Raw genomic sequence first — 23,462 nt, 5'->3', positions numbered from 1 at the left:
AAATATTTGTATCTATTATGTTAAATTTAAAACTTTTTTAGTTAGTGATATTTTCTGAAGTAGCAAATCCACGCCCGATGATTTTGTCATAACGGTCGTTGTTTCCGCGGTAATATACAATTACAAAGTAGTTGTTTTCGGTTTGGTAAAAATTGCCGTCAAAAGCATTTTCATTGTCTACTTTTCCTTTGGCATCTACCGTTACATACTGGTAGTTGACAAACCCCTGCTTGAGCAGTATGGCTTTTTCATAAACCCCTTTTTCGGTGTTAAAATCCATTTTGTTTTCTGAAGACAGGGCATAGTTGTTAAACATACCGTTTACATAAATATCTTTTCTGGTCAATGTGGTTTGCGGTATCAGGGTGAAATATACCCAGGCATAATCCGCTTCCGTTTCCCCATTGTCTGAATTGATGTTGCGAATGTAAAAGCTGCCGTTAATATCCGGATTATAGGTATACGGCCTGTCGGCTCTCGAAGAATTGGCATACAAAAGAGAATTGTAAATTTCTCCGGAAGTTACTTTGCCCACATTGTTTCCGGGATTTCGGATGTCTTTGTTGTCAAAATATAAAAACTCATTTCCGCCCCAGAATTGTGTTTCCTTGTTATAACGGTAAATCAGGTCGGAACCTAAAGTGTATTGCGGTTTGATATTCATGATGGCATTGTCCCATCTTCCGTTTTGCAATAGCGCCACTTTGACATTCTGTATCGGATTTTGCAGGTTGTTATCGCCCATTTTAATGGTGAAATCCATATTCTGTTTTTTCTCAATTGTCGCCAGGTCACGGGAACGTTTTATTTGCAGCGGTACGCTCACGGTTTCTTCATAAATGATAAAGCGTCTTGAAAAAACCAGTTCCTGGTTGTCGTTAAAAATCTTAACCATATAGTTACCGGTTAGTAAAATACGGTTAAAACGGTTGGGGAATGCCTGTTTGTAATGGGAATAGATCTGTAAGGTATTAAAGGAGTTCTGATAGGTCATAATCCTTTGGTTGTCCATGCCCTGCAAATATTCAGACTTTGCCAGTATCGTAGGCGTCCAGTCGTAATTGTATTGCGTGATGGTGTAATAATAGTCGGCTTCATTGCCAAACAAATCGTCAAACTGGAGTTCAAAAGTATCGCCCAGACGAAACATCGGAATCGTGTTGGCGCCGCTTTGTACAAAGGAAATCGTTTTAATGTTGAATGGCGGATTTACTTCGGTTTCAACCTGTGAAAAAGCAGAAACAGTACTTAGAAATACACAATATAGCAGCGTTAAGATTCGTAGTTTTGTATGAAATAGCATAGTCTGTTGAAATTGTCTGAGAGGTAAAGATAATCAATTCTCCTAAAACAATTCATACAACTATTGATCCAAAAAGCTTTTATTTATAGCAAACCGGAATAATTTCACCTTTGGCCAGGCAATAGCGTTCTACTAGATCGGGTGCGATTTTTTGGGTGTAATCTTCTTCCACAACGGTAAAACCAATGTTTCTTAACTTGTCGAAATAATCCCTTCCGTAAACGCGAACGTGGTCGTACTGTCCGAAGATACGGGCGCGTTCTTTAGGATCGGTAATGGAGTCATCTTCAAAAGTTTCGGCTCTCGACAAATCCTGCGGGATTTGAAAAATGCCCATGCCGCCCGGTTTTAAAACACGGTATAATTCCTGCATGGCTTTGGTGTCGTCCGGAATGTGTTCCAAAACGTGATTGCACAATATCAGATCATAGGAATTGTCTGCAAAAGGCAGGTTGCAGATGTCGGCCTTTACATCGGCTAACGGCGATAATAAATCGGTAGTGGTATATTCCAGGTTTTTCTGGTTCCGGAATAATTTGTAGAAAGCCTGCTCCGGAGCAAAGTGCAGTACTTTTTTGGGAGCGGTAAAGAAATCGGTTTCATTTTTTAAATACAACCACAATAAACGGTGTCTTTCCAGTGAAAGCGTACTGGGAGAAAGAACATTGTTGCGCTGCGTGCCGTAACCGTACGGAAGGAACGTTCTGAAACTTTTCCCGTCTATAGGATCGGTAAACGCATTTCCTTTTAAGGCTAAAGCCAAAACAGGTCGTGCAACATAACTCAACCTTATTAATAAAGGTCTTGGGATGGTATTCAGGATAAATTTGAAAGCGGATTTCATTTACAGATTTTTGAAATACAAACGCTGCAATTTTTAGGGATTACAGCGTTTGCACTTTATATTTAGAGTACTAAAGCTTCTTTTCTAAATTCTTTTTCTTCATCAGATTGAATGCCTAAAACCTGATAAATATATTCGAAAGTGGATAATAATTCCGGTTTCCCGTCCACGATAGCCACATTGTGTTCAAAGTGAGCACTTGGTTTTCCATCGCGGGTAACAATCGTCCATCCGTCTTTTAAATGTTTGATGTTTTTGGTACCCATGTTAATCATCGGTTCAATAGCTACAACCATTCCTTCTATAAAAAGTTTACCGCGGCCTCTTTTTCCGTAGTTTGGCATTTCCGGTTCTTCGTGCATTTTTTTGCCTAAACCGTGACCTACCAATTCACGAACTACTCCGTAGCCGTGTGCTTCGGTGTATTTCTGAATGGCATTTCCAACGTCTTCCACGCGGTTCCCGATTTTGAATTCACGGATACCAACATATAAAGATTCTTTGGTTACCTGAAGTAACTTTTTCGTTTCGGGAGCTACCTCGCCAATCTCGAAAGTATAGGCATGGTCACCATAAAATTCATTTTTAATAGCACCACAATCTACCGAAACAATGTCGCCTTCCTGGATTGGTCTGTCGGTTGGTAAACCGTGAACAATCTGGTCGTTAACACTTGTCAGTAAGGTGGAAGGACAGCCGTATAATCCCAGAAATCCGGGAATCCCCTGATGGTCTCTGATGAATGTTTCGGCTAATTTATCAAGTTGAAGCGTGGTAATACCAGGTTTGATTTCACTGGCAATCATTCCTAAGGTCTTAGAAACCAATAGGGCACTCTCTCGCATTAATTCTATTTCTTCTCTTGTTTTGGGAATAATCATAACATTGAATTTCAAACCGCAAAAGTACAACATTCTGTTGATTATTCATTAATTGAAATTTCCACATGAGTTTCGTCATATTTTCGTAACTTATGTGGGTTTAATTTTACATAAAAATTAGAGGTATGAGTAAATATGTTTCTGCAGCAGAAGCTGTAAAGATTATAAGGTCGAATGACAGAATTTATGTACAGGCAGCGGCCGCAACGCCCACTGTTTTAACAAAGGCGCTGGCCGAAAGAGCCTCCGAACTGAAAAACGTTGAAGTATGCCATTTGCATACGGAAGGGGAAGCCCCTTATGCAAATCCGGAACTGGCAGAAAGTTTTCATGTGAATTCCTTTTTTATCGGTCAGAATGTACGGCACACTTTGGCGGCCGGAAACGGTTCCTATACACCGGTTTTTTTAAGTGAACTGCCGCATTTATTCCGTAAAAAGGTGATTCACCTGGATGTGGCTTTTATCCATGTATCGCCACCGGACAGTCACGGTTATTGCTCTTTGGGTGTTTCGGTAGAAGCGACTATGGCGGCAATTGAAAACTCCAAAACGGTTATCGCACAGGTCAACCCGAACATGCCGAGAACTTTTGGCGACGGAATCCTGCATATTTCCGAAATTGATTACCTGGTTGAGGTAAATGAGGTGATTCACGGGCACGGTTCGAAAGAGATCAGCCCGGTGGAAGCAAAAATCGGGGAATTGGTTGCCGGATTGATCGAAGATGAAAGTACGCTTCAAATGGGAATCGGTTCCATTCCGAATGCCGTTTTAGCGAAACTCGTAAACCATAAAAATTTAGGATTGCACACCGAAATGTTTTCCGACGGGGTAATTGACCTGATCGAAAATGATGTGATCAATTGTAATTATAAAGGAGTAAACCGCGGAAGGGCTCTGGCTACTTTTTTAATCGGTTCCCAGCGTTTGTATGATTTTGTAGATGACAATCCGTTTATTGAAATGCGGGAATCGTCTTATGTAAATGACACGTCTGTTATTCGCAGAAATCCCAAAATGATAGCGATTAACTCGGCGATAGAAGTGGATGCTACCGGTCAGGTTTGTGCCGATTCGATCGGGGCGAAAATGTATTCCGGTGTGGGCGGACAGATGGACTTTGTGCGGGGAGCCTCTTTAAGTAAAGGCGGAAAAGCCATTATTGCGCTGCCATCGGTTACCAAAAGAGGAGAAAGCCGTATTGTGCCGTATCTGAAACAGGGTGCGGGAGTGGTAACAACACGTTCCCATGTACAGTATATCGTAACGGAATACGGAATTGCCGATCTATATGGGAAAACATTAAAGCAGCGTGTTCAGGAACTGCTTCGGATTGCGCATCCGGATCATCAGGAATGGATCGAGAAATCGTATTATGACATCAGTCGTTTTAAATAAAAAAAGCTCCGGATAAGGAGCTTTTTTTATGGGTTTATTTTTCAAAAGGTCTTAAAAGAGAGTGCTGTGTCATGACAGCCGGTTTTTCAATACCCATTAATTCTAAAATAGTAGGAGCCAGGTCGCCTAAAATTCCGTTATCGATATATTTCAGGTCTTTGTCCACTAAAATAATCGGAACCGGATTTGTTGTATGGGCGGTGTTTGGCGTGCCGTCCGGGTTGATCATGGTTTCACAATTTCCGTGGTCGGCAATAACAATAGTGGTATAATTGTTTTCCAAAGCGGTCTCAATAACTTCTTTTACGCAAATGTCAACGGCTTCACAGGCTTTGATTGCCGCTTCCATAACGCCGGTGTGGCCTACCATATCGCCGTTGGCAAAGTTTAGGCAAACAAAATCCACGTCGCCTTTTTTAAGTTCCGGAATCAGGGCATCTTTTAAGTCAAAAGCGCTCATTTCGGGTTTTAAATCATAGGTGGCTACCTTTGGCGACGGACATAACAGGCGGCTTTCTCCAACAAAAGGAGCTTCGCGTCCGCCGGAAAAGAAGAAGGTAACGTGCGGGTATTTTTCGGTTTCGGCGATACGAATCTGTTTTTTACCGTTTTTCTCCAGTACTTCTCCCAGTGTTTCGGTGATGTTGTCTTTGTCGTAAATCACATGAACATTCTGGTAGGTATCATCATAGTTTGTCATGGTTACATAATACAGATCCAGTTTGTGCATGTTTTGCTCGTGCAGGTCTTTCTGCGATAAAGCTTCGGTTAGCTGACGGCCTCTGTCGGTTCTGAAATTAAAGAAAATCACAACATCGCCGTTTGCTATCGTGGCAACCGGCTGCTGATTGTTGTCCACCACAACTATCGGTTCAATAAATTCATCGGTGATATTGTTGTGGTAACTGGCCAGTACACTCGAAACAGGATTTTGGGTAGGAACACCTTTTCCGTTTACGATCAGGTCATAGGCAAGTTTAATGCGTTCCCATCTTTTGTCACGATCCATGGCGTAGTAACGGCCAACAACCGAAGCCAGACGTGCCGATGATTTGTGAAGGTAGTTTTCCAGGTCTTCTATATAGGGTACCCCTGATTTTGGATCGACGTCACGTCCGTCTGTAAAAGCATGTACAAAAACATCTTTCAGTCCGAAATCCTGAGCCGCATCCAATAAGCCTTTCAGGTGTGAAGTGTGGGAATGCACCCCGCCATCAGAGAGCAGTCCTAAAAAATGTACTTTTTTAGTGTTGTTTCTGGCATATTCAAAAGCATCCCGTAAAGCCTTTTCGTTGTTTAATGTTTTGTTTTGTACCGCCAGGTTAATTTTTGCCAGGTCCTGGTAAATGATCCTTCCGGCACCCAGATTCATGTGGCCCACTTCGGAGTTGCCCATTTGTCCTTCAGGTAAACCTACATTTAAGCCGTCCGTTCGCAGGGAAGCATTTGGATATTGGGTATAAAGACTATCTATAAAAGGAGTATTGGCATTGTCAATTGCAGAAACTTTTGGGTCGGGAGATTTTCCCCAACCGTCCAAAATCATTAAAATTACTTTCTTTTTCATGTTTTAAACCATTTTTTTGCATTGTTGTAATCAATATAGTAACGAAAACTAATTGAAAATGTGTTGTTTAGATTATTGCTTAAAGTGTTGTCTAAATTATCAATAATATTTTTATTTAAGTGCTTTTCGTTGTGAATTGCATTATTCCGGTAAAGAACCGAAAGCTGGCTGCCGGGTGCGAACCACCAGGAGTAGGATAAATCGAAATTCCAGATTTTAAAATTGGAGTTTTTGTCCTCGTTATAACCGGGATTGGGCGTGAAATGTCCGTCGTTTGTCAGTGAAAGAAAATTCAGGTTTTCGGCATACGACCAATAGTAACGGGCTTTCAGGTTGAAGGTCATTTTGTTGTTAAGCGAAAATTTCCCAACGATGGTATTTTCAATGGTATTCCGGTTTCTGTTGGCAAAAATAATCGCATCCTCATCAAAATCTACCCAGCCTTTATCGTCATTCTGACGGGTCCAGTCAATAGCGTACACTAAGGTTAGCTTGTCGTTAAAACGATAACGCGGACTCAGGCGGATGCCATAGGTATGCCTTTTGTCCTGATCGAAAAGATCGAGGTAAATATTGGCATCCAGGGCAAAAGGGTAGTTGTAATTGGAAGAAATATCAAGCCACATACTGAAATATCTGGGATTGTACACAAAACGACCTTCCCGGCGCGGCTGGTAAAAATCGTAGGTTTCAAAAGGAGATAAGCCTAGGCCTCCGCCGATATAATGATTTTTTTTACTGTCGGAATCCAGGGTCAGCTCAAACGTAGCTTCCTGCAAACGGCCGGTGGTATTCTGGATTTCGATATAATTAATCGTGCTTATCTTGAAGGAATTAAAGGTGGTGTTCGGGTTCAGGATACGGTAATTCCCATTCACATAAAAGTTGTGGTAATTGGTTTCAAAAATGATTCCCATATCATTAATGTCGTAGTCTTTCGAGATATAGGTAGTGTTGGCACTAAAACGGTATTTGCCGCTGGTTTTGCTAAAGTTCAGATAGGTGGTATATCCGTTTTGCGGTTTTTCGGCAGTGTTGAGATGGCTGTATTTTGCGTTTCCGGCAAGGTTGTAAGTATTGGCTTTAGTGTTGAGGTCGAACAGTACTGCCGATACATTTGCATCCCGGAAATTTCCGTTGCGAAGCACGCTGGTATTCACCAGGGATACAGAGGAGTTTTTCCGGAATCGCTGGTCCAGTACCAGGATATTATAGTTCGTTAACGGTTCGACAACTTCAGTCCGGGTAGTCCCGGTAACGGTATTCCGGACGGTGGCTTCGGTTTTTTCGGTAATGGCATTCATCACGCCTATGCCCAGTCCTTTGGATGTTCTTCCGGAAAGTTTTAAGGCATTCAGTAAATTAACCCTGCCCGGAAAATGGGTGACTTCTTCGTCTTCAGTAGTGGTTGGAGTAGTGGAAGGCTCGCCTCCGATTCTGCGGGAATACAGGAGTTTTCCTTTGTTGAAAAGATCGGTACCTTCCGTAAAGAAAGGGCGGTTTTCGTTGAATTCCTGTTCAAAAGGCCCCAGGTTCAGGATGACATTGTCGAAAGCCGTCTGGCCGAAATCGGGTACCAGAATGGCGTCCAGTGTAAAAGAATCACTAAGCCCGTATTTGATATCCATTCCGGCTTTGAACTCTGTTTTGGTACCGTCATCATTATGGTTCAGATATACGGAAGAATAAGGAATCAGGAACAACCGGGTAGGCGGTTTTATATTGGCAATGCCCTTTAAAATACCGGCCTGCGTGATGGTGGCGCCAATTTTATTGTCAATATGGTTCCAGGTATATTTTTGGCGGTCACGCCGGATTTCCCTGAAAAAGTTCACACCCCAGATCTGGTCTTTCTGTTCGGAAAACCGTATGGCGGCATAAGGAATTTTCATTTCAACTGTCCAGCCAAAGTCGGTAATGCTGACGCTGCTGTGCCAGATGCCGTCCCAGGTATAATCTTCACCGCTTGCGGTGGCAATGCAGTCCAGCTGCGTGCCGGCAGTAGTTACAAAAAAGCGGAAATCCTGCTGCCCGTCGTTATAGCCGTTAATAAAAATACCAAAGAAATCGGAGGTTCCGAATTTGTCCCGTTCGGTAATTTCTTTTACAATTTTGGCAGGATCATCATAAAGCATGGCGCCAATATAGATACCGTCATCGTCATACAATACACGGACTTCGGTGCGTTTTTCCGGACTAACAAGGCTTCCGTTATCGGGCTGATAGGTGATAAAACCGGATGCTGTTTCCGCTTGTTCCCATGCTGTTTCCTGCAACTTTCCGTCAATCGTTACAGCGGAAGAAGACAGCCGTGCATTGAGTATTTTTTTACGGATTGCAATTTTTTCAATTTCATTATTTATTTCCTGACCGGAGAGAAAAGTTGTGTTCAGGATAATAAAAATGAATAAAACTGCGTTTTTCATATAGTTTTTCGCATTAAAATTAACAAATGTACTTTTTTGAAGTGTTTTTTGTAAGAATTAGCAAGGTATTAAATGTTAAAATTTAATAAAAAGCGATTAAAATGTTAAAGTTAGCCGATTAATGTCAAAAAAAATTTGGTCGTTTAAAATTTATATATATTTTTGGACTCAACACACAGTAATATAATGAATAGATTATCAATGGTTTACAGAATTTTCCCGGTTTTGTTTCTTTTTTTATTGTCTTTTAAGCCAGTTTCAATCAAGGAAACAGACCCGCCAAAGTTAGTAGCAGCCAATGCGAAAGCCTCATTTGAATTAAAAGTTAAAAGCTTATATACAACCCTGAATACCAAATCCTACTCGATGCCGAAACTGGAAAGTTTTACAAAAGCTTTGGAAGGTTTCTATCAGTTAAAAGAACAAGGCGTTATCAAAAAAGATATTTTGACTTTAATAGATTTTAGTCTGTCCTCCACTCAAAAAAGACTTTGGGTGATTGATATGGCTACGAACACTATCTTACTTCAGTCTGTGGTTTCCCACGGGAAAAACAGCGGAGATGAATTTGCCAACCAGTTTTCCAATGAAACCAATTCGTTCAAAAGTAGTTTAGGATTCTATGCTACCGGAGAAGTTTATCAGGGTAAACACGGAATGTCCCTACGTTTGGACGGACTGGAATATGGCATCAATGACAATGCAAGAAACAGAGCAGTTGTGATGCATGGTGCTGATTATGCTAATGAAAGTTTTATTTCTTCACAAGGAAGACTGGGAAGAAGTCAGGGTTGTCCTGCTGTTCCGGTTGCACTTCACAAGGAAATCATTAACCTGATAAAAGACCAGTCGTGTCTTTTTATCTATCATCCATCACGCAATTACGAAATGAAATCAAAATTAATCTCGTAATTTGCTGTAGAGCTCTAAATCAAGATCGTAAATATCGTTTCTGAATACCAGCCCGTCTTTGTCCATCCATGCTGTCCAGTACAGCTGATGTACAAAGGTGGGCTTTTTCAATACAATGCTCTGCGTTTTATTGGTCGCAATCATTTTATCTACTTTTTCCTTAGTCCAGTTGTTTTCTTCATTATCCAGAATATAGCCGGATAATTTAAAAGGATCCTCCACCCTGATACAGCCCGAACTTAAGGCGCGATTGTTCAGTTTGAAATAATCGCGGTGGTTTGTATCATGCAGATATACCAAATGCTTATTGCTGAAATTAAATTTGATTAATCCCAGGGAGTTGTTGCTGCCTGGTTTTTGTACATAACGGTAGTTGTTCGACTTGTTGGCATTCCAGTCTCCCGGACTCACCACATTGCCTTTCATGTCATATATAGTAATCCCGGTATTGGCAAAATAGTTTCTGTTTTTGCTGGCAGAAGGCGTCAGGTCCTCTTTTAAAATTGTTGGCGGAACGGTCCAGGTAGGATTAATGATCAGATTGCTGAATCGGGACGAAAGTACCGGCGTTCTTCTTTTGGCACGGCCAACGACTACGCGGTGATTCTGAACCGTGTCGTTATCTTTGACTACATACAGGTTAAAATCGGGAATGTTGATAATCACATAGCTTTCGCCCAGATCTCTCGGGAACCATCTCCAGCGTTCTAAATTGGCAATAATCTGTTTTTTCCGGGTCGCTTTGGAAAAGTTTAAAGCGCTAACGGTACCTTTTCCAATAACGCCATCGGCTGTTAAACCATGTCGCTTCTGAAATTTTTTGACTGCGCCGGCTGTTTTTTCATCATATACCGATGTAAGTGAATCCTCTTTTTTATAATCACCCCAGTAAGCCAGTCGTTTTTTTATCGTGACCATGGCCGCATTGGTGTCATTCAGCACAATTTTGTCACTCACTACGATGTCTTTAACATTGTCTTTCGGCATGTTTTCAATCTTTTGCAAAGCATCTTTTAAACGCTTGTAAACAATGTGATCGGGCTTTAAAGAATCCAGACTTTCCTCAATAGTATGGTGCTTTAACGCATTTTGCAGTTTGGTGTTAAGATTGATCTCTTTCGGATACAAATCCCAGTCGCTGTATAATTTGGTCGGGACAACTTTTCCGTTGTATAAATGATTTGCCAGCTTGTAAAAAACAGCCGTTTGCAGAATATCATTCGTGATCAGCTCTTTTTCAGAAAGGGTTTTGTGACCGGCTTCCTGTTTTTCAATGGAACCAATGGAATAATCGTCCGGATTGAGGCCGTCAAATTCACTGTTTTTAATTGCTGCTGTCAGCGCCTTCCGGTCTTTTTCGATGGTCCAGACCGTTTTGTACAGGTTGTTTTTGTAAAACTGTTTTACTTCTTCAGGATAATCTGCAAAGTAAGCGGTGTCAATAGCGATAGCTTCCGGAAAAGCAAGGGGAGTTACTTTTATGGTATCTTTCTGAATGATTTGTTCGGCAATAACCGCCTTTTCTTTTTTACAGCCGAAAAGGAACATGGGAACCAGTAATAAATAGTAACGATGTAGCATAATTTGTAAAAAATTAATAGTAAGGTACAAAAAATAAACAGCGTTTTTAATCCTGTTTAACGTTTTGTACACATTTTCGCATTACAAAATGCGTGCCGATTGTTGGAATCTCAAATTTTTCTCCCATAACTTCGTAACCCATTTTTTTGTAAAAGGCAACAGCAATTTCCCGTGCATTAAACCAGATAACAGTACCGTCCTGTTCTTTAATATATCTTTCGGCTTCATTTACAAGGCGTTCGCCATATCCTTTCTTTTGAAAATCTTCTAAAACCGCCATTCCGCGAAGCTGATATTGCTCTTTTTCCGGAAAAGCGGCGTTGCTTGTCCTGAATATGGAAACGATTCCGGCTAAAATACTGTTGTTATACAAGCCTAAATGTGTTGTAGTTTCCAAATCATCGCCGTCAAAAAAACAACTTTCAACAGGTTTTCCGGGTCTTAAAACCGGCTGACGAACTGAAAAAGTTGTTTTGGTGTCAATCTTTTTTATAAAAACCATAAATTTTCGGTAATCAAAGTATTCCTGAAATAAAACCTAACGTTTTAATAATAAATAATTTATACTATAGATGCAGTAAAACGGGAATAGTTGCTTCAAAAAAACTACTTTTTTTTCAATAAAAAATTTGCATGTAAGGAAATTTATTAGCTATATTTGCACTCACAAATGCGGAAGTAGCTCAGTTGGTAGAGCTCCAGCCTTCCAAGCTGGTTGTCGCGAGTTCGAGCCTCGTCTTCCGCTCCAAAAACTTGATGGAGTTTTAAAAAACCATTCCTGCGGAAGTAGCTCAGTTGGTAGAGCTCCAGCCTTCCAAGCTGGTTGTCGCGAGTTCGAGCCTCGTCTTCCGCTCCAAAAGAAAACCCGAAACTTAGTTTCGGGTTTTTTGTTTTATAGCCTATCGTAAATGGCTTAAATCACTTCCTGTTGCCATTTCTTCCGGCTGCTGGTTGCGTCGGAACAAACGAGCCGTTAAGTTACCTTTTAATGTAATGGTGTCGTTGTTTACAACAAGCCAGCTTCCTTCTCTTAATCCCAGTACCGGCTGGGTATTGAAATGATGAAATTCATTAATCCGGGTTTCGCGGGTTTCACCCATATGTGTGGAATTTACATCCGGATCGAGATAATGCGGATTGATGTTAAACGGAACAAAACCCAGTGTTTTGAAACTTGGCGGATAAACAATAGGCATGTCATTAGTGGTTCCCATTGTTAAACCGCAGATATTGCTTCCTGCCGAAGTGCCTAAATAGGGTGTGCCGTTTTTTACGGCTGTCTCAAGAGCGCCGATAACTTTGGTCTGGTATAATTGGCTTACCAGTAAAAAGGTATTGCCGCCACCGGTAAAAATTCCTTCTGCTTTTGCTACAGCTTCGATGGGATCTTCAAATTCGTGTAGGCCTTTTACCGCTATATTGATTTTTGAAAAAGCCTCGCTTACTTTTTGGGTATAATCTTCGTGAGAAATACCGCCCGGCCTTGCGTAAGGGATGAAAAGCAGTGTTTTTACGGCTGTAAAATGCGATTGAAGCGCAGGAAGCAGGTATTCTAAATAGCTTCCGCTGTGCAGCGTTGAGGTGCTTGCAATTATTATTTTCTTCATTGTTGTGAGTTCTAATCATTCAAAGATACGTTTTATTAGAAATCGGTGCGAATTCGAAATTCGTATAATTAACATAATTTTACCAAGTTGTTGGCAATAAATTTTGAGAATAAGCCGATACTTTTACCCTGTTAACCGCTATTTATTGCATATTATAAGAATCTGAATGAAGCAACCATTACTCCTTTTTTTACTGTCCTGTTCATCTTTAGTCTTTTCTCAGAATGAAAAGGCGCTTAAAGGAAAATTAACTGCCGGGAAAGCAGGCGAACTCGAAGGAATTACGATTGCGAATAAACAGACTAAAAAAACGGTTATGTCCGATAAGAACGGCTCTTTTACGATTCGTGGAAATGTAGGGGATACCCTGTATATTTCTGCTGTTCAATACCAGGATCAGCGGTTGGTCCTGCAGGCAATAGACTTTGAAACAATACCCTTTATAGTGCCCTTGACTGTGAAAGTCAGAGCGCTCGATGAGGTAGTGGTAGCAAAGCAGACCATTACCTCGGAAAGCCTGGGGCTGGTTTCGCCGGGGCAAAAAAAATATACTACGGCGGAAAGAAGGCTGAAAACGGCCGGCGATTTTAAACCAATACAGCTGTTGGGGCTTTTGGGTGGACAGCTGCCTTTTGATCCTATTTTGAATGCTATCTCGGGTAAAACAACAAGGCTTAAAAAAGAGCTGGAAGTGGAAAGGCGGGAACTCCTGACTTTAAAACTGCAGTATTGGTTTAAAGAAGATTATCTGGTTGAAGAACTGAAAATTCCAAAAGAAAATATCGATGGTTTCTGGATATACACCCTGGATGATTTGCCGTTTAAAAATGCCGTGAAAAGCCAGAACAAAACCCTGGCAACGTTTTTGGTTACAGAACTGGCTGTAAAATACCTGAAAATAATCGCTGAATAAGTTGTTGCCCGCCGGATTTTTTCCCTGATACTCAATATGAAAAGAATATTTCCTTTGTTTTTGTTGCTATTTTCTGTAACTTCATGGTCGCAGAGCCAAACCGTTCTGAAAGGTAAGATCATGGCGAATTCTACCGATCTCGATGGGGTGCATGTGATTAATAAAAATACGGAAAAGGCAGTAGTAACAGAGAATGGAGGATATTTTGCCATTCATGCCCAGCCTAACGATACCCTGATAATTTCTGCCGTTCAGTTTAAAGGGAAAAAGATTAAACTGGAAGAAAAAGATTTTAAGGAAACCGTTTTTTATATCAAACTGGAAGTAATGGTGCGGCAGCTGAGTGAAGTGGTAATTAATCCTTATGGAAAAATTACTTCCGAAAGTCTGGGACTGGTTCCCAGAGGACAAAAAAAATATACTCCGGCAGAAAGAAAGCTAAAAACCGCTTCCGGTGTGGATGCCCAGCTGGGATTAAGCAGTTCGGCTTCCCTGGATCCGCTGCTTAACTGGTTTTCCGGCAGAACAGCAATGCTGAAGAAAGAACTGGAAGTAGAGAAAAAAGAAGTATTCCGGAGCAGGCTGGAAGGCATGTATGAAGAAGATTATTTTGTGAATACCTTGAAAATTCCGGAAGAATATGTACAGGGATTTATTTTTTATGCCGTAGAAAACGAACGATTTACAGCGGCCATAAAAGCAAAGAATAAAACATTGGCCACCTTTTTATTAAACGAATTAGCTGTGCAATACAAAAAAATAATCACCGATGAAAAATAAGCTGCTTCTGATTTTATTGTTCTGCTCCTTTTTAGGATTCTCCCAGAATACCGACAGAGAATTGCTAAGAGGGAAAATTTTTATTGACAGTCTGGATGTGGATAACATCACGGTCTTAAATACAGCAACGAAGAACAAGGCAGTGACCGACAAAGCCGGTGCCTTTCAAATTTATGCCAGGGCAAAAGACACACTGGTTTTTACCAGTCTGTCGTTTAGTCCGCTGCTCATAGTACTGGAAAAGCGGGATTTCGATCTGGAAGAACTGAAACTGAAACTACAGGTGGAAGTTAACCAGCTGAATGAAGTGATTGTAAAACGGCTTTCGGGCGATCTGGAGCGCGATACCCAGAAACTGAAAGACCGGAATGTGAAGGTTGCTGTAACCCAGAAAATGCTGTTTGATACCGATTTTAAACCCGATTATCTTTCCAAGCCGGCAGAAGCTCCGTTAATTACACACCTGAGCCCGCTAACGGGAGTCGACTTTATAAAAGTGGGCGCTTTAATAGGTAAACTGTTTAAGAGTACCCGGAAAGAAGGCAAAAAAGAAACACAGTTTATTACCGATAAGATTTTTGCGGATGCCGTCAGGGAAAAGCTGTCTGATAGTTTTTTTACCAATGTCCTGAAACTTAAAAAAGAGCAGATCGGGCCATTCCTGACCTACTGTGATGCAGGCGACGCGAACAGGGCACTTTTAGCCCCTCAGAAAGAGTTTGAACTTATCGACTTTTTAATCAGTAAGAGTAATGAGTATCGTTTGTTGCAGAAAAAGAATTAATTCTATCTTTGAAGCATGATAAAAATGCTGCGATACGGACTTTTGATAGTACTTTTTACAGGACTCAGCGCTATGGGCCTGCATAAATTCTATGTTTCTATTTTCCAGATGAACTATGTCCCGGAGAAAAAGACCATGCAGATTACGGCAAGGATTTTTACAGATGATTTAGAAAAAGCGCTGGAGAAAAAAAGCAAAAAGAAAATTTACCTGGCAACGCCTAAAGAAGCCCCGGAAACAGAAGAATTACTAAAAAAATACCTGGCTGAAAAGGTGCGCATCAAAATCAACAACACCGAAAAAACAATCCGGTTTTTGGGAAGAGAAACAGAAGACGATGTGGTGATCTGTTACCTTACGGTGCCGGTATCTGAAAAAATAAACACCCTGGAAGTTTACAATACAGTGCTGACGGAAATTTTTCCGGATCAGCAAAATATAATTCATACCAGTGTTAACAGTAACAAAAAGAGTCTTTTGCTTACTAATAGTAAACCAAAAGAATTTATCGAATATTAGAACTTAATAAAGTGATTCAGATTATGAAAAAATCGACCTCTATTTTTTCAATATTGGCATTAGCAATTCCGTTAATTACTATTGCTCAGGAAACAAAAAATACAGACAAGAAACGGGAGCCGGGGCATTATGACACGAATAAGTTCAGTCAGATGTACACACAAATGGCAACCCCTAATATGTTCCGAACGGCATCCGGTGCACCCGGACCGGCTTACTATCAGCAGCAGGCAGATTATAAAATGAACATTGAGCTGGATGATAAGAATACCAGGCTAAGCGGTGAAGAAACCATCACGTATTATAACAATTCTCCCGATCCGTTAACGTATTTATGGGTGCAATTGGATCAGAACGAAAAGAAACCGGATTCCAAATCCCCGTTAGTGGCCGATCAGCGAATGAACGGTGCGCTGACTCCTGACGGTTTTGCCAAGAATTTTTTACAGGAGCCTTTCCAGGGCGGTCATAACATCGAGTTTGTTAAGGATGCCAAAGGAAATCCGATGAAATACATCATCAACCAGACGATGATGCGTATTGATCTGGACAAGCCTCTTAATAAGGGAGAAAAGATCTCATTTTCCATCAAATGGTGGTACAACATTAATAACTACCGTGTTGACGGTGGTCGTTCCGGATATGAACATTTCGAAAAAGACGGGAATAATCTGTATGTAATTGCACAGTTTTACCCGAGAATGGCGGTTTATAATGATGTGGAAGGATGGCAGAACATGCAGTTTTGGGGAGAAGGGGAATTTGCATTGCCTTTCGGGAATTTTGAAGTGAATATTACAGTACCGGCCGATCATGTCATGGAAGGAACCGGTGATCTGATGAACAGAAAAGAGGTTTTAACGGCAGAACAGCTGCGCAGGTATGAACTGGCGGAGAAATCGTATGACAACCCAGTTGTAGTAGTAACCCAGTCGGAGGCCGAACAGCGTTCCAAAACCTTTTCGGATAAAAAGAAAACCTGGAAATTTAAAGCGACGAACGTAAGGGATTTTGCTTTTTCGACTTCGAGAAAGTTTATCTATGATGCGATGGCCGTTAAAATAGGCGGAAAAAATGTAATGGCAATTTCCTTATATCCGCCGGAATCCAATCCGTTGTGGGAACAGTATTCGACCAGAGTGGTAGCCCATACGCTAAAAAGCTATTCCAGTTATACTTTCGATTATCCGTATCCGAAAGCCGTGTCTATCTCGGCAGAAGACCAGGGAATGGAATATCCGATGATTTGCTGGAACTACGGACGTCCGGATGAAAAAGGTTATGTGAGTGAGCGTATCAAATATGGTATGATGGGTGTTATTATCCATGAAGTAGGACACAATTTCTTTCCGATGATTGTCAATTCCGATGAGCGGCAATGGACCTGGATGGACGAAGGGTTAAATACCTTCCTGGAATATTTAACAGAACAAAGCTGGGATAAAAATTTCCCTTCCAGCAGAGGTCCGGCAGCGAAGATTGTACCGTATATGAGCGGCGACCAGAAGTTCCTGGAGCCGATTATGTCTAACTCGGAAACGATCCATCAGTTTGGCGCTAACGCCTATGCCAAACCGGCTACAGGCTTAAACATACTGCGGGAAACGATTATGGGAAGAGAATTGTTTGACCATGCTTTCAGAACGTATGCCAACCGCTGGAAATTCAAACATCCAACGCCGGAAGATTTCTTCAGAACCATGGAAGATGCCTCGGCAGTAGACCTGGATTGGTTCTGGAAAGGATGGTTTTATTCGACCGATTATGTGGATATCGGAATCAAAGAAGTAAAACAATTCTATGTTTCGGATGTGCCAACGAAAGAGATGAAGGATTTTGCAGCAAAAAGAGGACGTTTCCTTCAGGACAACGGACCGTTTGTATATATGGTTTCGGATAAGAGCGAAGACTTTAAAGCCGATATGAAAAAACCTTTTGCAATACAGGATGTGAAACCTTTAAGCGATTATGTTGATGGCTTGTCGGCAGACGAGCGAAAAGCATTAAAAGCCCCGAAATATTTCTATGAGGTAGAATTTGACAAACCGGGCGGAATGATGATGCCAATCATTGTTGAATTACAGTTTGAAGACGGAACAAAGGAGCTGCACCATTTCCCGGTTCAGATCTGGAGAAAAGGAAATCAGACAGCAAAACGTGTTTTTGCAACCGGAAAACCCGTTAAAAAAATACAGCTGGATCCGAAGCTGGAAACAGCAGATATTGACGTTAGCAACAATGTCTGGCCAAAAGAAGAAGTCAAATCGAAGTTTGATGAATTTGAAAAAAAATAAAAAAAGCACTCGTCAGAGTGCTTTTTTGTGTTAATAAAAATCAAAAACAGGGGAGTTAAACTAATCTAACTTTGTAAATTTGCTACTTTATAACTTTCAAACCGGAAAAAAATGTTTGGTATAGGAGGCGGAGAAATTTTCTTCATAATATTAGTGGTCTTGATGTTGTTTGGTTCTGATAAGGTTCCTGAAATTGCGCGTACGCTTGGAAAAGGTATGGCACAGATAAAGAATGCTACCAACGATATTAAAAACGAAATTCAGAAAAGTGCGGAAGAGAACGGTATAACGAAGGATTTGGATTTTACGAAAGACCTGGATTTTACAAGCGGCATTACAAAAGAAATTGAAAAAGCCAAAGAAGATATTGAAGATATTTCCGGACCTATCAAAAGACAAATGTAATCTTGGAGCATATAATTGAGCTGGACAAGCAACTTCTCGTTTTTTTAAATAGCCTTGGCTCCGAAAACTTTGACGGACTCTGGCTGATCATTACCAAACAATTGTACTGGACACCCATCTTCCTGTATGTGTTTTACCTGCTGCAAAAAAAACTGGGATGGAAGCACTTACTATTGGTAATCGTGTTTTTAGCTTTGCTGATCGCTTTTACAGATCAGGTTACCAATCTGGTGAAGAATAGCGTACAGCGTTTGCGTCCTTGCAATGACCCGGAAATTAAAGACATTATCAGAGCGGTAAAACCAAGCTCGTCATTCAGCTACTTTTCAGGGCATGCTGCTAACTCTATAGCGTCGACAACCTTTATTGTGTTAATCCTGAGAAAGTACTATAAATATGCCTTTTTGTTCTTCCTGTTCCCGCTGATATTTGCATACAGCAGAATTTACCTGGGACTGCATTTTCCGGGTGATATCCTTTCCGGATATATTTTCGGAATCTGTACCGGGTATTTGTTTTCAAAAGGGTATGAAGCCTATAGAAAGAAATATTTTCCGGATATTTGATATGAGATACAATATCGTAAATCAAACTTCAAATTTAAGGGGCAATTAGCAAGGGGTAAAAGGCAAGCCTTGTATTGCGGAAGCTGATAGCTGTAAATTATATGTATGATATAAGATATATGAAGTATGGATGTCGTATATCAAACTTCAAACCTCAACTTTAAGGGGCAATTAGCAAGGGGTAAAAGGCAAATCTTGATTGCGGAAGCTGATTGCTGTAAATTAGCTATAACGGCATTATTTTTCCATCTACCATTTCAATAATTCGATCACAGTTGGCAGCAAATTCCTCATCGTGGGTGACGGCTATAATTGTCTGCCCTCGCTCTTTTGCCAATTGTCGGAAGATATCAAAAACAATCGCTGTATTTTTTGAATCCAGATTGCCGGTGGGCTCATCCCCCATAATGATAGCCGGTTCATTGATCAACGCTCTGGCGATAGCCACTCTTTGTTGCTGACCACCGGATATTTTAGAAGCTTTCTTTGTTTCGTGTCCTTTGACATCCAATAAGGTTAAGAGTTCCATTGCCTTTGCTTCTATTTCTTCCTTTGATTTTTTCCCGAGCTTCAATGCCGGTAACATTACATTGTCCAGTACAGAGAACTCCGGTAACAGATAATGAAACTGGAACACAAAACCGATATGTTCGTTTCTGAACCTTGAGAGTTGATTTTGTGTAAGCCCCGTTACTGTTGTTCCATTAATGGCAATGTTGCCCTCATAATCGGTATCCATTGTGGAAAGCAGGTAAAGCAGGGTGGATTTACCAGAACCGGATTTTCCAACAATGGCAACAAACTCACCCCGGTCTATTTCAAAACTCACGTCCTTTAATACCTGAAATGTTTCAGGTTCGTGGAAATATTTGTTTATTCCTTTTGCTGACAAAGCTATATTCATTTCCTTAAGATATTGGTGTTAAGCATTAACCTCTGAGTATTTCCACAGGATCTACTTTCGAAGCTTTTTTGGCAGGGATATATCCTGCGATAAATGTAATGATCATCCCAAAGACCATCGCCATTATATAATCAATCGGACGATAAGAAACCGGTAGTGTATCAAATGACGCTATGCTGAAAGGGATGTGGTCAACAATGAAAGTAATACTAAACCCTAATAACAAACCAACAAAGCCTCCTATAAAACCGATAACAATGGATTGCATCAGGAAAATCCGCACAATGTCTTTGCCATCGAACCCTATGGCTTTTAGTATTGCTATTTCACGCATTTTCTCGTTGACGGTCATACTCATAATATTATAAATTCCAAAACCGGCTACGATTAATATGGTGAGTGAAACAGTAATTGCCATGGTATCCCGCAGAATATTGGCTGATTCCAATTGTTCGTTACCTTCCTGCCAGGCTTCCGTTTTATAACTGATATAAGGACGAAGCGTATTGGCAACAATTTGGGCATCATTGTAATTCTTTATATTGGCTAATACTTCTGTTGCGTAACTTTTATTCTTTGACAACAACTGCCTTGCGGTGTTGATGGATATCATTGCCCGGCTTTTATCTACATTGCCCGAGCCGGTCTGTATCAGGCCAATCACTTTAAGTATTTTGTTAACTCCGTCCGATGTTGAAAGCATAACATTGTCTCCTACCGCTGCATTAAGCTTTTCTGCCAACCCGGTTCCCAATACTACAGCATCAGAACGTCTGTCCAGTTCGTACAAATCCCCCTCAGTCATATACTGTACACTATTGAACATCTGAATTTCATTAGTCACATCTATACCCGAAAGGGTACTGCTTATTTTGGTTACCCCATTTCTGAAAAACACATTCTGGTTCACCTGTTCGGTAACAGCAACAATTTCCGTGTTTTTCTGCAGTAACTGTTTTACCTCATCCGCATTCCTTATTCCTTCAGTATAATTGATGTGTTTTACATTACTTACATTACGGATGGTGTCATCGCTGCTATTCAATAGAAAAGCTTTTGAAGGAGATCCCCCCAGATCATTATACACCTTTATATGGGCCATTGACGTAAACGTAATTTCAGTTTGTGCGCTGTTTACACCGTTCATGAAACTATTCATAAAAATGTACATTGAAATGCCAAATGTGACGCTTAGTACTGCAACAATCAGCTGTCTTACTTTTGAGGTAAGATGCACCCAGGATATTTTTGTATTTACGCTCATCATTTCTTTTCTTTTTAATAAGCTTTCGCTACTGTTAGAAGTATCCGTACCCTTTATTTTGTCTTTTTTCCCTTAGGTAAAAGAATAATATCCTGTTCGGTTAGCCCTGATTTTACCTCTACCCAACTTCCTAAATTTTGTCCGGTTTTAATGGCTCTTTCTGTTCCGTCCTTTAGCTTTACAAAACGGCCTCTCACCAGAGCTGATGATGGAATGACCAAAACATTTCTGATAGTTGCCTGATTAATATTTGCCTGCAACTGTGTTCCCGAGAGCAGCAGTTTCGGTGGATTCACAAATACAGCTTCTGCAATATAGGATTGCTCTGTCTGGTTGAATTCGGGAAGTATTCTGATAATGGAAGCCGTGAACGTGGTGTCCGGGTAATTATTCATTTGCACGATGACCTGTTGCCCGATACTGATCTTGGTAATATCATCTTCTGCAACAAAGAGCTTCAGGATATGTTTACCGCTGCCAATCTTGGCGATCACCTCGCCTTTACCTACCAATTCCCCTTTCTTTTTAAGAACATCTAATACAATACCCGGTTTGTCTGCTTTGACCACATACTCGCTTAACATCGCCTGTTGTGTTTTGACCTGTTGCAAACCTCTGTTAGCATTTAATCGAAGAGCATTCTGTATCTGAATATAATTCTTCTCCAATATCTGAAGGTTAGCTTGCGAAGTTTTGTATTGTAGTTCGGCCTTTTCAAGATCAAGCGGTGACACTGAATTTTTCTTTCTTAAAGCAGCATAGCGCTCGTAATTCAGTTTGTCCTGATTAAGCTGCTTTCTGGCGATATCGATCTGTGACTGAATCTGTAATAACTGTGGTGCATCCGGAGTTGCATTTTGCAGGGCATCATTGTATGCAATCTGTGCATCCCGCAATTGCGCATCCTGTGCGTCGCTTTTTATGCGCACCAGTATCTGGTCTGCCGTCACATTATCCCCTTCATGAATATTCAGCTCCTTAATAATCCCATCCGCCGTACTCGCAATAACGTATTCATTTTCCTGTTCCAGGTGTCCACTCGCAAATACAGCTTGTTGCAGGCTTTTTCTTAAAGGATGCATTTCCTCTTGCTTGTTACATGCCGTAAAGCTGAGGCATATTAACAGCAACGGTATAATGGTTATGATGCTATTTGCTTTCATTGTTTATGGTTAAAATTTAAAGTTAGAACAGCTTTCGGATGTAAAGCGTATAATAATTGATGTAATAATTACTGAGATTCTGCATATACTGGTTTTGCTCCTGAAGTAAATCCTTGAATTTATCCAACCGTTCATCCAGCCCGATAATGCCACTTTCGTATCTGTTTTTTGAATGGTTGTCATTCCTGTATTGGAGTTTCAGAATTTCCTCCTGCTTCTTTAAATCTTCAGTACTCTGCCTGAATTGTATCTTAAGGTTGTCGTCTTCCTTTTGGGCTGTAAGTTTCTTGTTGTCCAGCACTTGCTGCTGCTGACGATATTGTATCCGGGATTGAACAACTTTTTCTCTTGTGGACAGACCATTGAAAACAGGAATATCCAGTTTGACATTCCAGAAATGCTGGGGTAGATTATTAGCGCTGGAAAGGTCAAACATTTTATCCATGGCCCAATTCCGGTTGAATTGATAACCTATTGTAAATGTAGGATATTGCATTGATCTTGCTCCTTCCAGCTGCCGTCTGTTCAGTTCCAATTGGGCTTGCTCTATCTGCACATCCGGAGCGACAGTACTAATAACTTCTTCCTGCTCTAAATCGGGCTGGACAGCAGAAAGCTCATCCGTTAGAATAAGACTATCTGTAGAATTCAACTGGGACTGCAATTGATTATACAATTGCCCTAAAGAGGAAGAAAGACTGCTAACCAGCTGTTCCGTCTGCATTTGCTGGATTTTGCTGCGATTAAGGTTTTCTTCAGTAAAGATTCCCGCCTCATATTTATCTTCTGCAATTTTATAGATACTGTCTGATGCTGTAATATTGCTTTCGCATATTTTTATATACTTCTTGGTAAGCAAAATAGAATAGTAGGTTTGCGCAAGCTGGTTATACGTCTGGTATCTTGCCTTGATGGTATTGGCCTCATTTAGCTTTTGTGTCGCTTCCGTCGTTTTTATAGCAAACCACTTTTGAAAGTTGACGATATCCCAGCTTGCCTGCACGCCTGTGCTGTACATGTATTTTTTGCCGAAAGTGTACTCTTTGAAAGTTCCCGCAGGAGCCCCCGGATTAAACAGGTTCGCAGGAACCAGCGTAGGCTGGAGAATGATGTTGTCATTAAACCCGGCAAAACCATTAACCGACGGTAGTAAAGCTGCTTTCGATGCCCTGCTCTTTGATTCTGCAATTTTTTCCTGGTGCATGGCACTCTGTATGCTGATTGCATTTCGATCAGCATAGTCCAATACTTCCTTTAATGTAGAAAATCGTAATTGTGCCTGGGTGTTAAGGCCGCCGGCACAGATTAAAAGGATTATAATGAGTAATTTGGATTTCATCGCTATTCCG

General features: G+C 40.9%; 21 protein-coding genes and 2 tRNA genes. 11 read left to right on the top strand and 12 right to left on the bottom strand.

Features of this window, described 5'->3' with window-relative positions; genetic code table 11:
- Positions 1 to 37: 37 nt before the first annotated feature.
- The 3 genes from BGO42_RS01000 to map form a co-directional block, all read right to left on the bottom strand.
- Entirely contained in the window at positions 38 to 1,303 is a 1,266-nt protein-coding gene (locus tag BGO42_RS01000; RefSeq protein WP_273245049.1) for a type IX secretion system plug protein, read from the bottom strand.
- Between the two features lie 79 nt (positions 1,304 to 1,382).
- Entirely contained in the window at positions 1,383 to 2,147 is a 765-nt protein-coding gene (locus BGO42_RS00995; RefSeq protein WP_177730058.1) for a class I SAM-dependent methyltransferase, read from the bottom strand.
- A 62-nt stretch (positions 2,148 to 2,209) separates the two neighbouring features.
- Positions 2,210 to 3,028 carry a type I methionyl aminopeptidase gene (gene map, locus BGO42_RS00990; protein ID WP_177730057.1) on the bottom strand — a complete coding sequence of 273 codons (819 nt, stop codon included), beginning with the start codon at positions 3,026 to 3,028 and terminating at the stop codon, positions 2,210 to 2,212.
- Positions 3,029 to 3,153: 125 nt separating this feature from the next.
- On the opposite strand from map, the gene BGO42_RS00985 reads away from it, so the two are divergent.
- Positions 3,154 to 4,428, top strand: a complete 1,275-nt coding sequence (locus BGO42_RS00985; protein WP_177730056.1) for an acetyl-CoA hydrolase/transferase family protein — start codon at positions 3,154 to 3,156, stop codon at positions 4,426 to 4,428.
- Between the two features lie 34 nt (positions 4,429 to 4,462).
- On the opposite strand, the gene gpmI is transcribed toward BGO42_RS00985, so the two are convergent.
- Together gpmI and BGO42_RS00975 are read right to left on the bottom strand one after the other, a co-directional pair.
- Entirely contained in the window at positions 4,463 to 5,995 is a 1,533-nt protein-coding gene (gpmI, locus tag BGO42_RS00980; protein WP_273245053.1) for a 2,3-bisphosphoglycerate-independent phosphoglycerate mutase, read from the bottom strand.
- On the bottom strand, positions 5,992 to 8,421 hold the full coding sequence (locus BGO42_RS00975; RefSeq protein WP_273245055.1) for a DUF5916 domain-containing protein: 2,430 nt from the start codon (positions 8,419 to 8,421) through the stop codon (positions 5,992 to 5,994). Before BGO42_RS00975 ends, gpmI begins: the two co-directional genes overlap by 4 nt.
- A gap of 201 nt (positions 8,422 to 8,622) precedes the next feature.
- On the opposite strand from BGO42_RS00975, the gene BGO42_RS00970 reads away from it, so the two are divergent.
- A complete protein-coding gene (locus BGO42_RS00970; protein WP_177736116.1) occupies positions 8,623 to 9,333 on the top strand; it encodes a murein L,D-transpeptidase catalytic domain family protein in 711 nt (236 codons plus the stop codon).
- Here BGO42_RS00970 and BGO42_RS00965 read toward each other — a convergent pair.
- Together BGO42_RS00965 and BGO42_RS00960 are read right to left on the bottom strand one after the other, a co-directional pair.
- Positions 9,322 to 10,914 carry a L,D-transpeptidase family protein gene (locus BGO42_RS00965; protein ID WP_273245057.1) on the bottom strand — a complete coding sequence of 531 codons (1,593 nt, stop codon included), beginning with the start codon at positions 10,912 to 10,914 and terminating at the stop codon, positions 9,322 to 9,324. The two genes, BGO42_RS00970 and BGO42_RS00965, sit on opposite strands and share 12 nt — an antisense overlap.
- Before the next feature lie 46 nt (positions 10,915 to 10,960).
- A complete protein-coding gene (locus BGO42_RS00960; RefSeq protein ID WP_273245059.1) occupies positions 10,961 to 11,416 on the bottom strand; it encodes a GNAT family N-acetyltransferase in 456 nt (151 codons plus the stop codon).
- 170 nt (positions 11,417 to 11,586) lie between these two features.
- On the opposite strand from BGO42_RS00960, the gene BGO42_RS00955 reads away from it, so the two are divergent.
- Both BGO42_RS00955 and BGO42_RS00950 read left to right on the top strand, forming a co-directional pair.
- Positions 11,587 to 11,662, top strand: a tRNA-Gly gene (locus BGO42_RS00955).
- A gap of 32 nt (positions 11,663 to 11,694) precedes the next feature.
- Positions 11,695 to 11,770 (top strand) — tRNA-Gly (locus tag BGO42_RS00950).
- Positions 11,771 to 11,813: 43 nt separating this feature from the next.
- On the opposite strand, the gene pepE is transcribed toward BGO42_RS00950, so the two are convergent.
- The gene (gene pepE / locus BGO42_RS00945; protein ID WP_273245061.1) at positions 11,814 to 12,521 is read right to left on the bottom strand and encodes a dipeptidase PepE; all 708 of its coding nucleotides are present in this window, start codon (positions 12,519 to 12,521) and stop codon (positions 11,814 to 11,816) included.
- A 166-nt stretch (positions 12,522 to 12,687) separates the two neighbouring features.
- Between pepE and BGO42_RS00940 the strand changes: the two genes are divergently transcribed.
- The 7 genes from BGO42_RS00940 (at position 12,688) to BGO42_RS00910 (ending at position 18,782) form a co-directional block, all read left to right on the top strand.
- Positions 12,688 to 13,434, top strand: a complete 747-nt coding sequence (locus tag BGO42_RS00940) for a carboxypeptidase-like regulatory domain-containing protein (RefSeq protein WP_177730050.1) — start codon at positions 12,688 to 12,690, stop codon at positions 13,432 to 13,434.
- 36 nt (positions 13,435 to 13,470) lie between these two features.
- The gene (locus BGO42_RS00935) at positions 13,471 to 14,214 is read left to right on the top strand and encodes a carboxypeptidase-like regulatory domain-containing protein (protein WP_273245063.1); all 744 of its coding nucleotides are present in this window, start codon (positions 13,471 to 13,473) and stop codon (positions 14,212 to 14,214) included.
- On the top strand, positions 14,204 to 14,998 hold the full coding sequence (locus tag BGO42_RS00930; protein ID WP_177730048.1) for a BamP family beta-assembly machinery protein: 795 nt from the start codon (positions 14,204 to 14,206) through the stop codon (positions 14,996 to 14,998). The genes BGO42_RS00935 and BGO42_RS00930 overlap by 11 nt, the downstream gene beginning before the upstream one ends.
- Positions 14,999 to 15,013: 15 nt before the next feature.
- The gene (locus BGO42_RS00925; protein WP_273245066.1) at positions 15,014 to 15,517 is read left to right on the top strand and encodes a DUF6702 family protein; all 504 of its coding nucleotides are present in this window, start codon (positions 15,014 to 15,016) and stop codon (positions 15,515 to 15,517) included.
- Between the two features lie 23 nt (positions 15,518 to 15,540).
- Positions 15,541 to 17,811: a M1 family metallopeptidase gene (locus BGO42_RS00920; RefSeq protein WP_273245067.1), complete on the top strand. Its 2,271-nt coding sequence runs from the start codon at positions 15,541 to 15,543 to the stop codon at positions 17,809 to 17,811.
- 111 nt (positions 17,812 to 17,922) lie between these two features.
- Positions 17,923 to 18,216: a Sec-independent protein translocase subunit TatA/TatB gene (locus BGO42_RS00915; protein ID WP_177730045.1), complete on the top strand. Its 294-nt coding sequence runs from the start codon at positions 17,923 to 17,925 to the stop codon at positions 18,214 to 18,216.
- The gene (locus BGO42_RS00910) at positions 18,216 to 18,782 is read left to right on the top strand and encodes a phosphatase PAP2 family protein (RefSeq protein ID WP_177736113.1); all 567 of its coding nucleotides are present in this window, start codon (positions 18,216 to 18,218) and stop codon (positions 18,780 to 18,782) included. Before BGO42_RS00915 ends, BGO42_RS00910 begins: the two co-directional genes overlap by 1 nt.
- Before the next feature lie 226 nt (positions 18,783 to 19,008).
- On the opposite strand, the gene BGO42_RS00905 is transcribed toward BGO42_RS00910, so the two are convergent.
- The 4 genes from BGO42_RS00905 to BGO42_RS00890 are packed head-to-tail and all read right to left on the bottom strand — an operon-like array spanning position 19,009 to position 23,452.
- Positions 19,009 to 19,686, bottom strand: a complete 678-nt coding sequence (locus tag BGO42_RS00905; RefSeq protein WP_273245069.1) for an ABC transporter ATP-binding protein — start codon at positions 19,684 to 19,686, stop codon at positions 19,009 to 19,011.
- A gap of 25 nt (positions 19,687 to 19,711) precedes the next feature.
- A complete protein-coding gene (locus tag BGO42_RS00900; RefSeq protein ID WP_273245071.1) occupies positions 19,712 to 20,953 on the bottom strand; it encodes an ABC transporter permease in 1,242 nt (413 codons plus the stop codon).
- Between the two features lie 50 nt (positions 20,954 to 21,003).
- Positions 21,004 to 22,113 carry an efflux RND transporter periplasmic adaptor subunit gene (locus BGO42_RS00895; protein WP_273245072.1) on the bottom strand — a complete coding sequence of 370 codons (1,110 nt, stop codon included), beginning with the start codon at positions 22,111 to 22,113 and terminating at the stop codon, positions 21,004 to 21,006.
- A 22-nt stretch (positions 22,114 to 22,135) separates the two neighbouring features.
- Complete coding sequence (locus BGO42_RS00890) at positions 22,136 to 23,452, bottom strand: TolC family protein (RefSeq protein WP_273245074.1); 1,317 nt, start codon at positions 23,450 to 23,452, stop codon at positions 22,136 to 22,138.
- Positions 23,453 to 23,462: the final 10 nt, after the last annotated feature.

The organism is Flavobacterium sp. 40-81, assembly GCF_001898245.1.
Taxonomy (GTDB): domain Bacteria; phylum Bacteroidota; class Bacteroidia; order Flavobacteriales; family Flavobacteriaceae; genus Flavobacterium; species Flavobacterium inviolabile.
The sequence above is the reverse complement of the archived record's forward strand: the minus strand, read 5'-3'. Positions and strand labels throughout refer to the sequence as shown.

What these genes read in the sequence shown, in the direction of transcription:
- BGO42_RS00925 (WP_273245066.1), top strand. Translation starts at nt 15,014, where the DNA reads ATGATAAAAATGCTGCGATACGGACTTTTGATAGTACTTTTTACAGGA.
- BGO42_RS00975 (WP_273245055.1), bottom strand. Translation starts at nt 8,421, where the DNA reads ATGAAAAACGCAGTTTTATTCATTTTTATTATCCTGAACACAACTTTT.
- gpmI (WP_273245053.1), bottom strand. Translation starts at nt 5,995, where the DNA reads ATGAAAAAGAAAGTAATTTTAATGATTTTGGACGGTTGGGGAAAATCT.
- pepE (WP_273245061.1), bottom strand. Translation starts at nt 12,521, where the DNA reads ATGAAGAAAATAATAATTGCAAGCACCTCAACGCTGCACAGCGGAAGC.
- BGO42_RS01000 (WP_273245049.1), bottom strand. Translation starts at nt 1,303, where the DNA reads ATGCTATTTCATACAAAACTACGAATCTTAACGCTGCTATATTGTGTA.
- BGO42_RS00915 (WP_177730045.1), top strand. Translation starts at nt 17,923, where the DNA reads ATGTTTGGTATAGGAGGCGGAGAAATTTTCTTCATAATATTAGTGGTC.
- BGO42_RS00940 (WP_177730050.1), top strand. Translation starts at nt 12,688, where the DNA reads ATGAAGCAACCATTACTCCTTTTTTTACTGTCCTGTTCATCTTTAGTC.
- BGO42_RS00895 (WP_273245072.1), bottom strand. Translation starts at nt 22,113, where the DNA reads ATGAAAGCAAATAGCATCATAACCATTATACCGTTGCTGTTAATATGC.
- map (WP_177730057.1), bottom strand. Translation starts at nt 3,028, where the DNA reads ATGATTATTCCCAAAACAAGAGAAGAAATAGAATTAATGCGAGAGAGT.
- BGO42_RS00970 (WP_177736116.1), top strand. Translation starts at nt 8,623, where the DNA reads ATGGTTTACAGAATTTTCCCGGTTTTGTTTCTTTTTTTATTGTCTTTT.
- BGO42_RS00995 (WP_177730058.1), bottom strand. Translation starts at nt 2,147, where the DNA reads ATGAAATCCGCTTTCAAATTTATCCTGAATACCATCCCAAGACCTTTA.
- BGO42_RS00960 (WP_273245059.1), bottom strand. Translation starts at nt 11,416, where the DNA reads ATGGTTTTTATAAAAAAGATTGACACCAAAACAACTTTTTCAGTTCGT.
- BGO42_RS00890 (WP_273245074.1), bottom strand. Translation starts at nt 23,452, where the DNA reads ATGAAATCCAAATTACTCATTATAATCCTTTTAATCTGTGCCGGCGGC.
- BGO42_RS00965 (WP_273245057.1), bottom strand. Translation starts at nt 10,914, where the DNA reads ATGCTACATCGTTACTATTTATTACTGGTTCCCATGTTCCTTTTCGGC.
- BGO42_RS00920 (WP_273245067.1), top strand. Translation starts at nt 15,541, where the DNA reads ATGAAAAAATCGACCTCTATTTTTTCAATATTGGCATTAGCAATTCCG.
- BGO42_RS00900 (WP_273245071.1), bottom strand. Translation starts at nt 20,953, where the DNA reads ATGATGAGCGTAAATACAAAAATATCCTGGGTGCATCTTACCTCAAAA.
- BGO42_RS00935 (WP_273245063.1), top strand. Translation starts at nt 13,471, where the DNA reads ATGAAAAGAATATTTCCTTTGTTTTTGTTGCTATTTTCTGTAACTTCA.
- BGO42_RS00930 (WP_177730048.1), top strand. Translation starts at nt 14,204, where the DNA reads ATGAAAAATAAGCTGCTTCTGATTTTATTGTTCTGCTCCTTTTTAGGA.
- BGO42_RS00985 (WP_177730056.1), top strand. Translation starts at nt 3,154, where the DNA reads ATGAGTAAATATGTTTCTGCAGCAGAAGCTGTAAAGATTATAAGGTCG.
- BGO42_RS00905 (WP_273245069.1), bottom strand. Translation starts at nt 19,686, where the DNA reads ATGAATATAGCTTTGTCAGCAAAAGGAATAAACAAATATTTCCACGAA.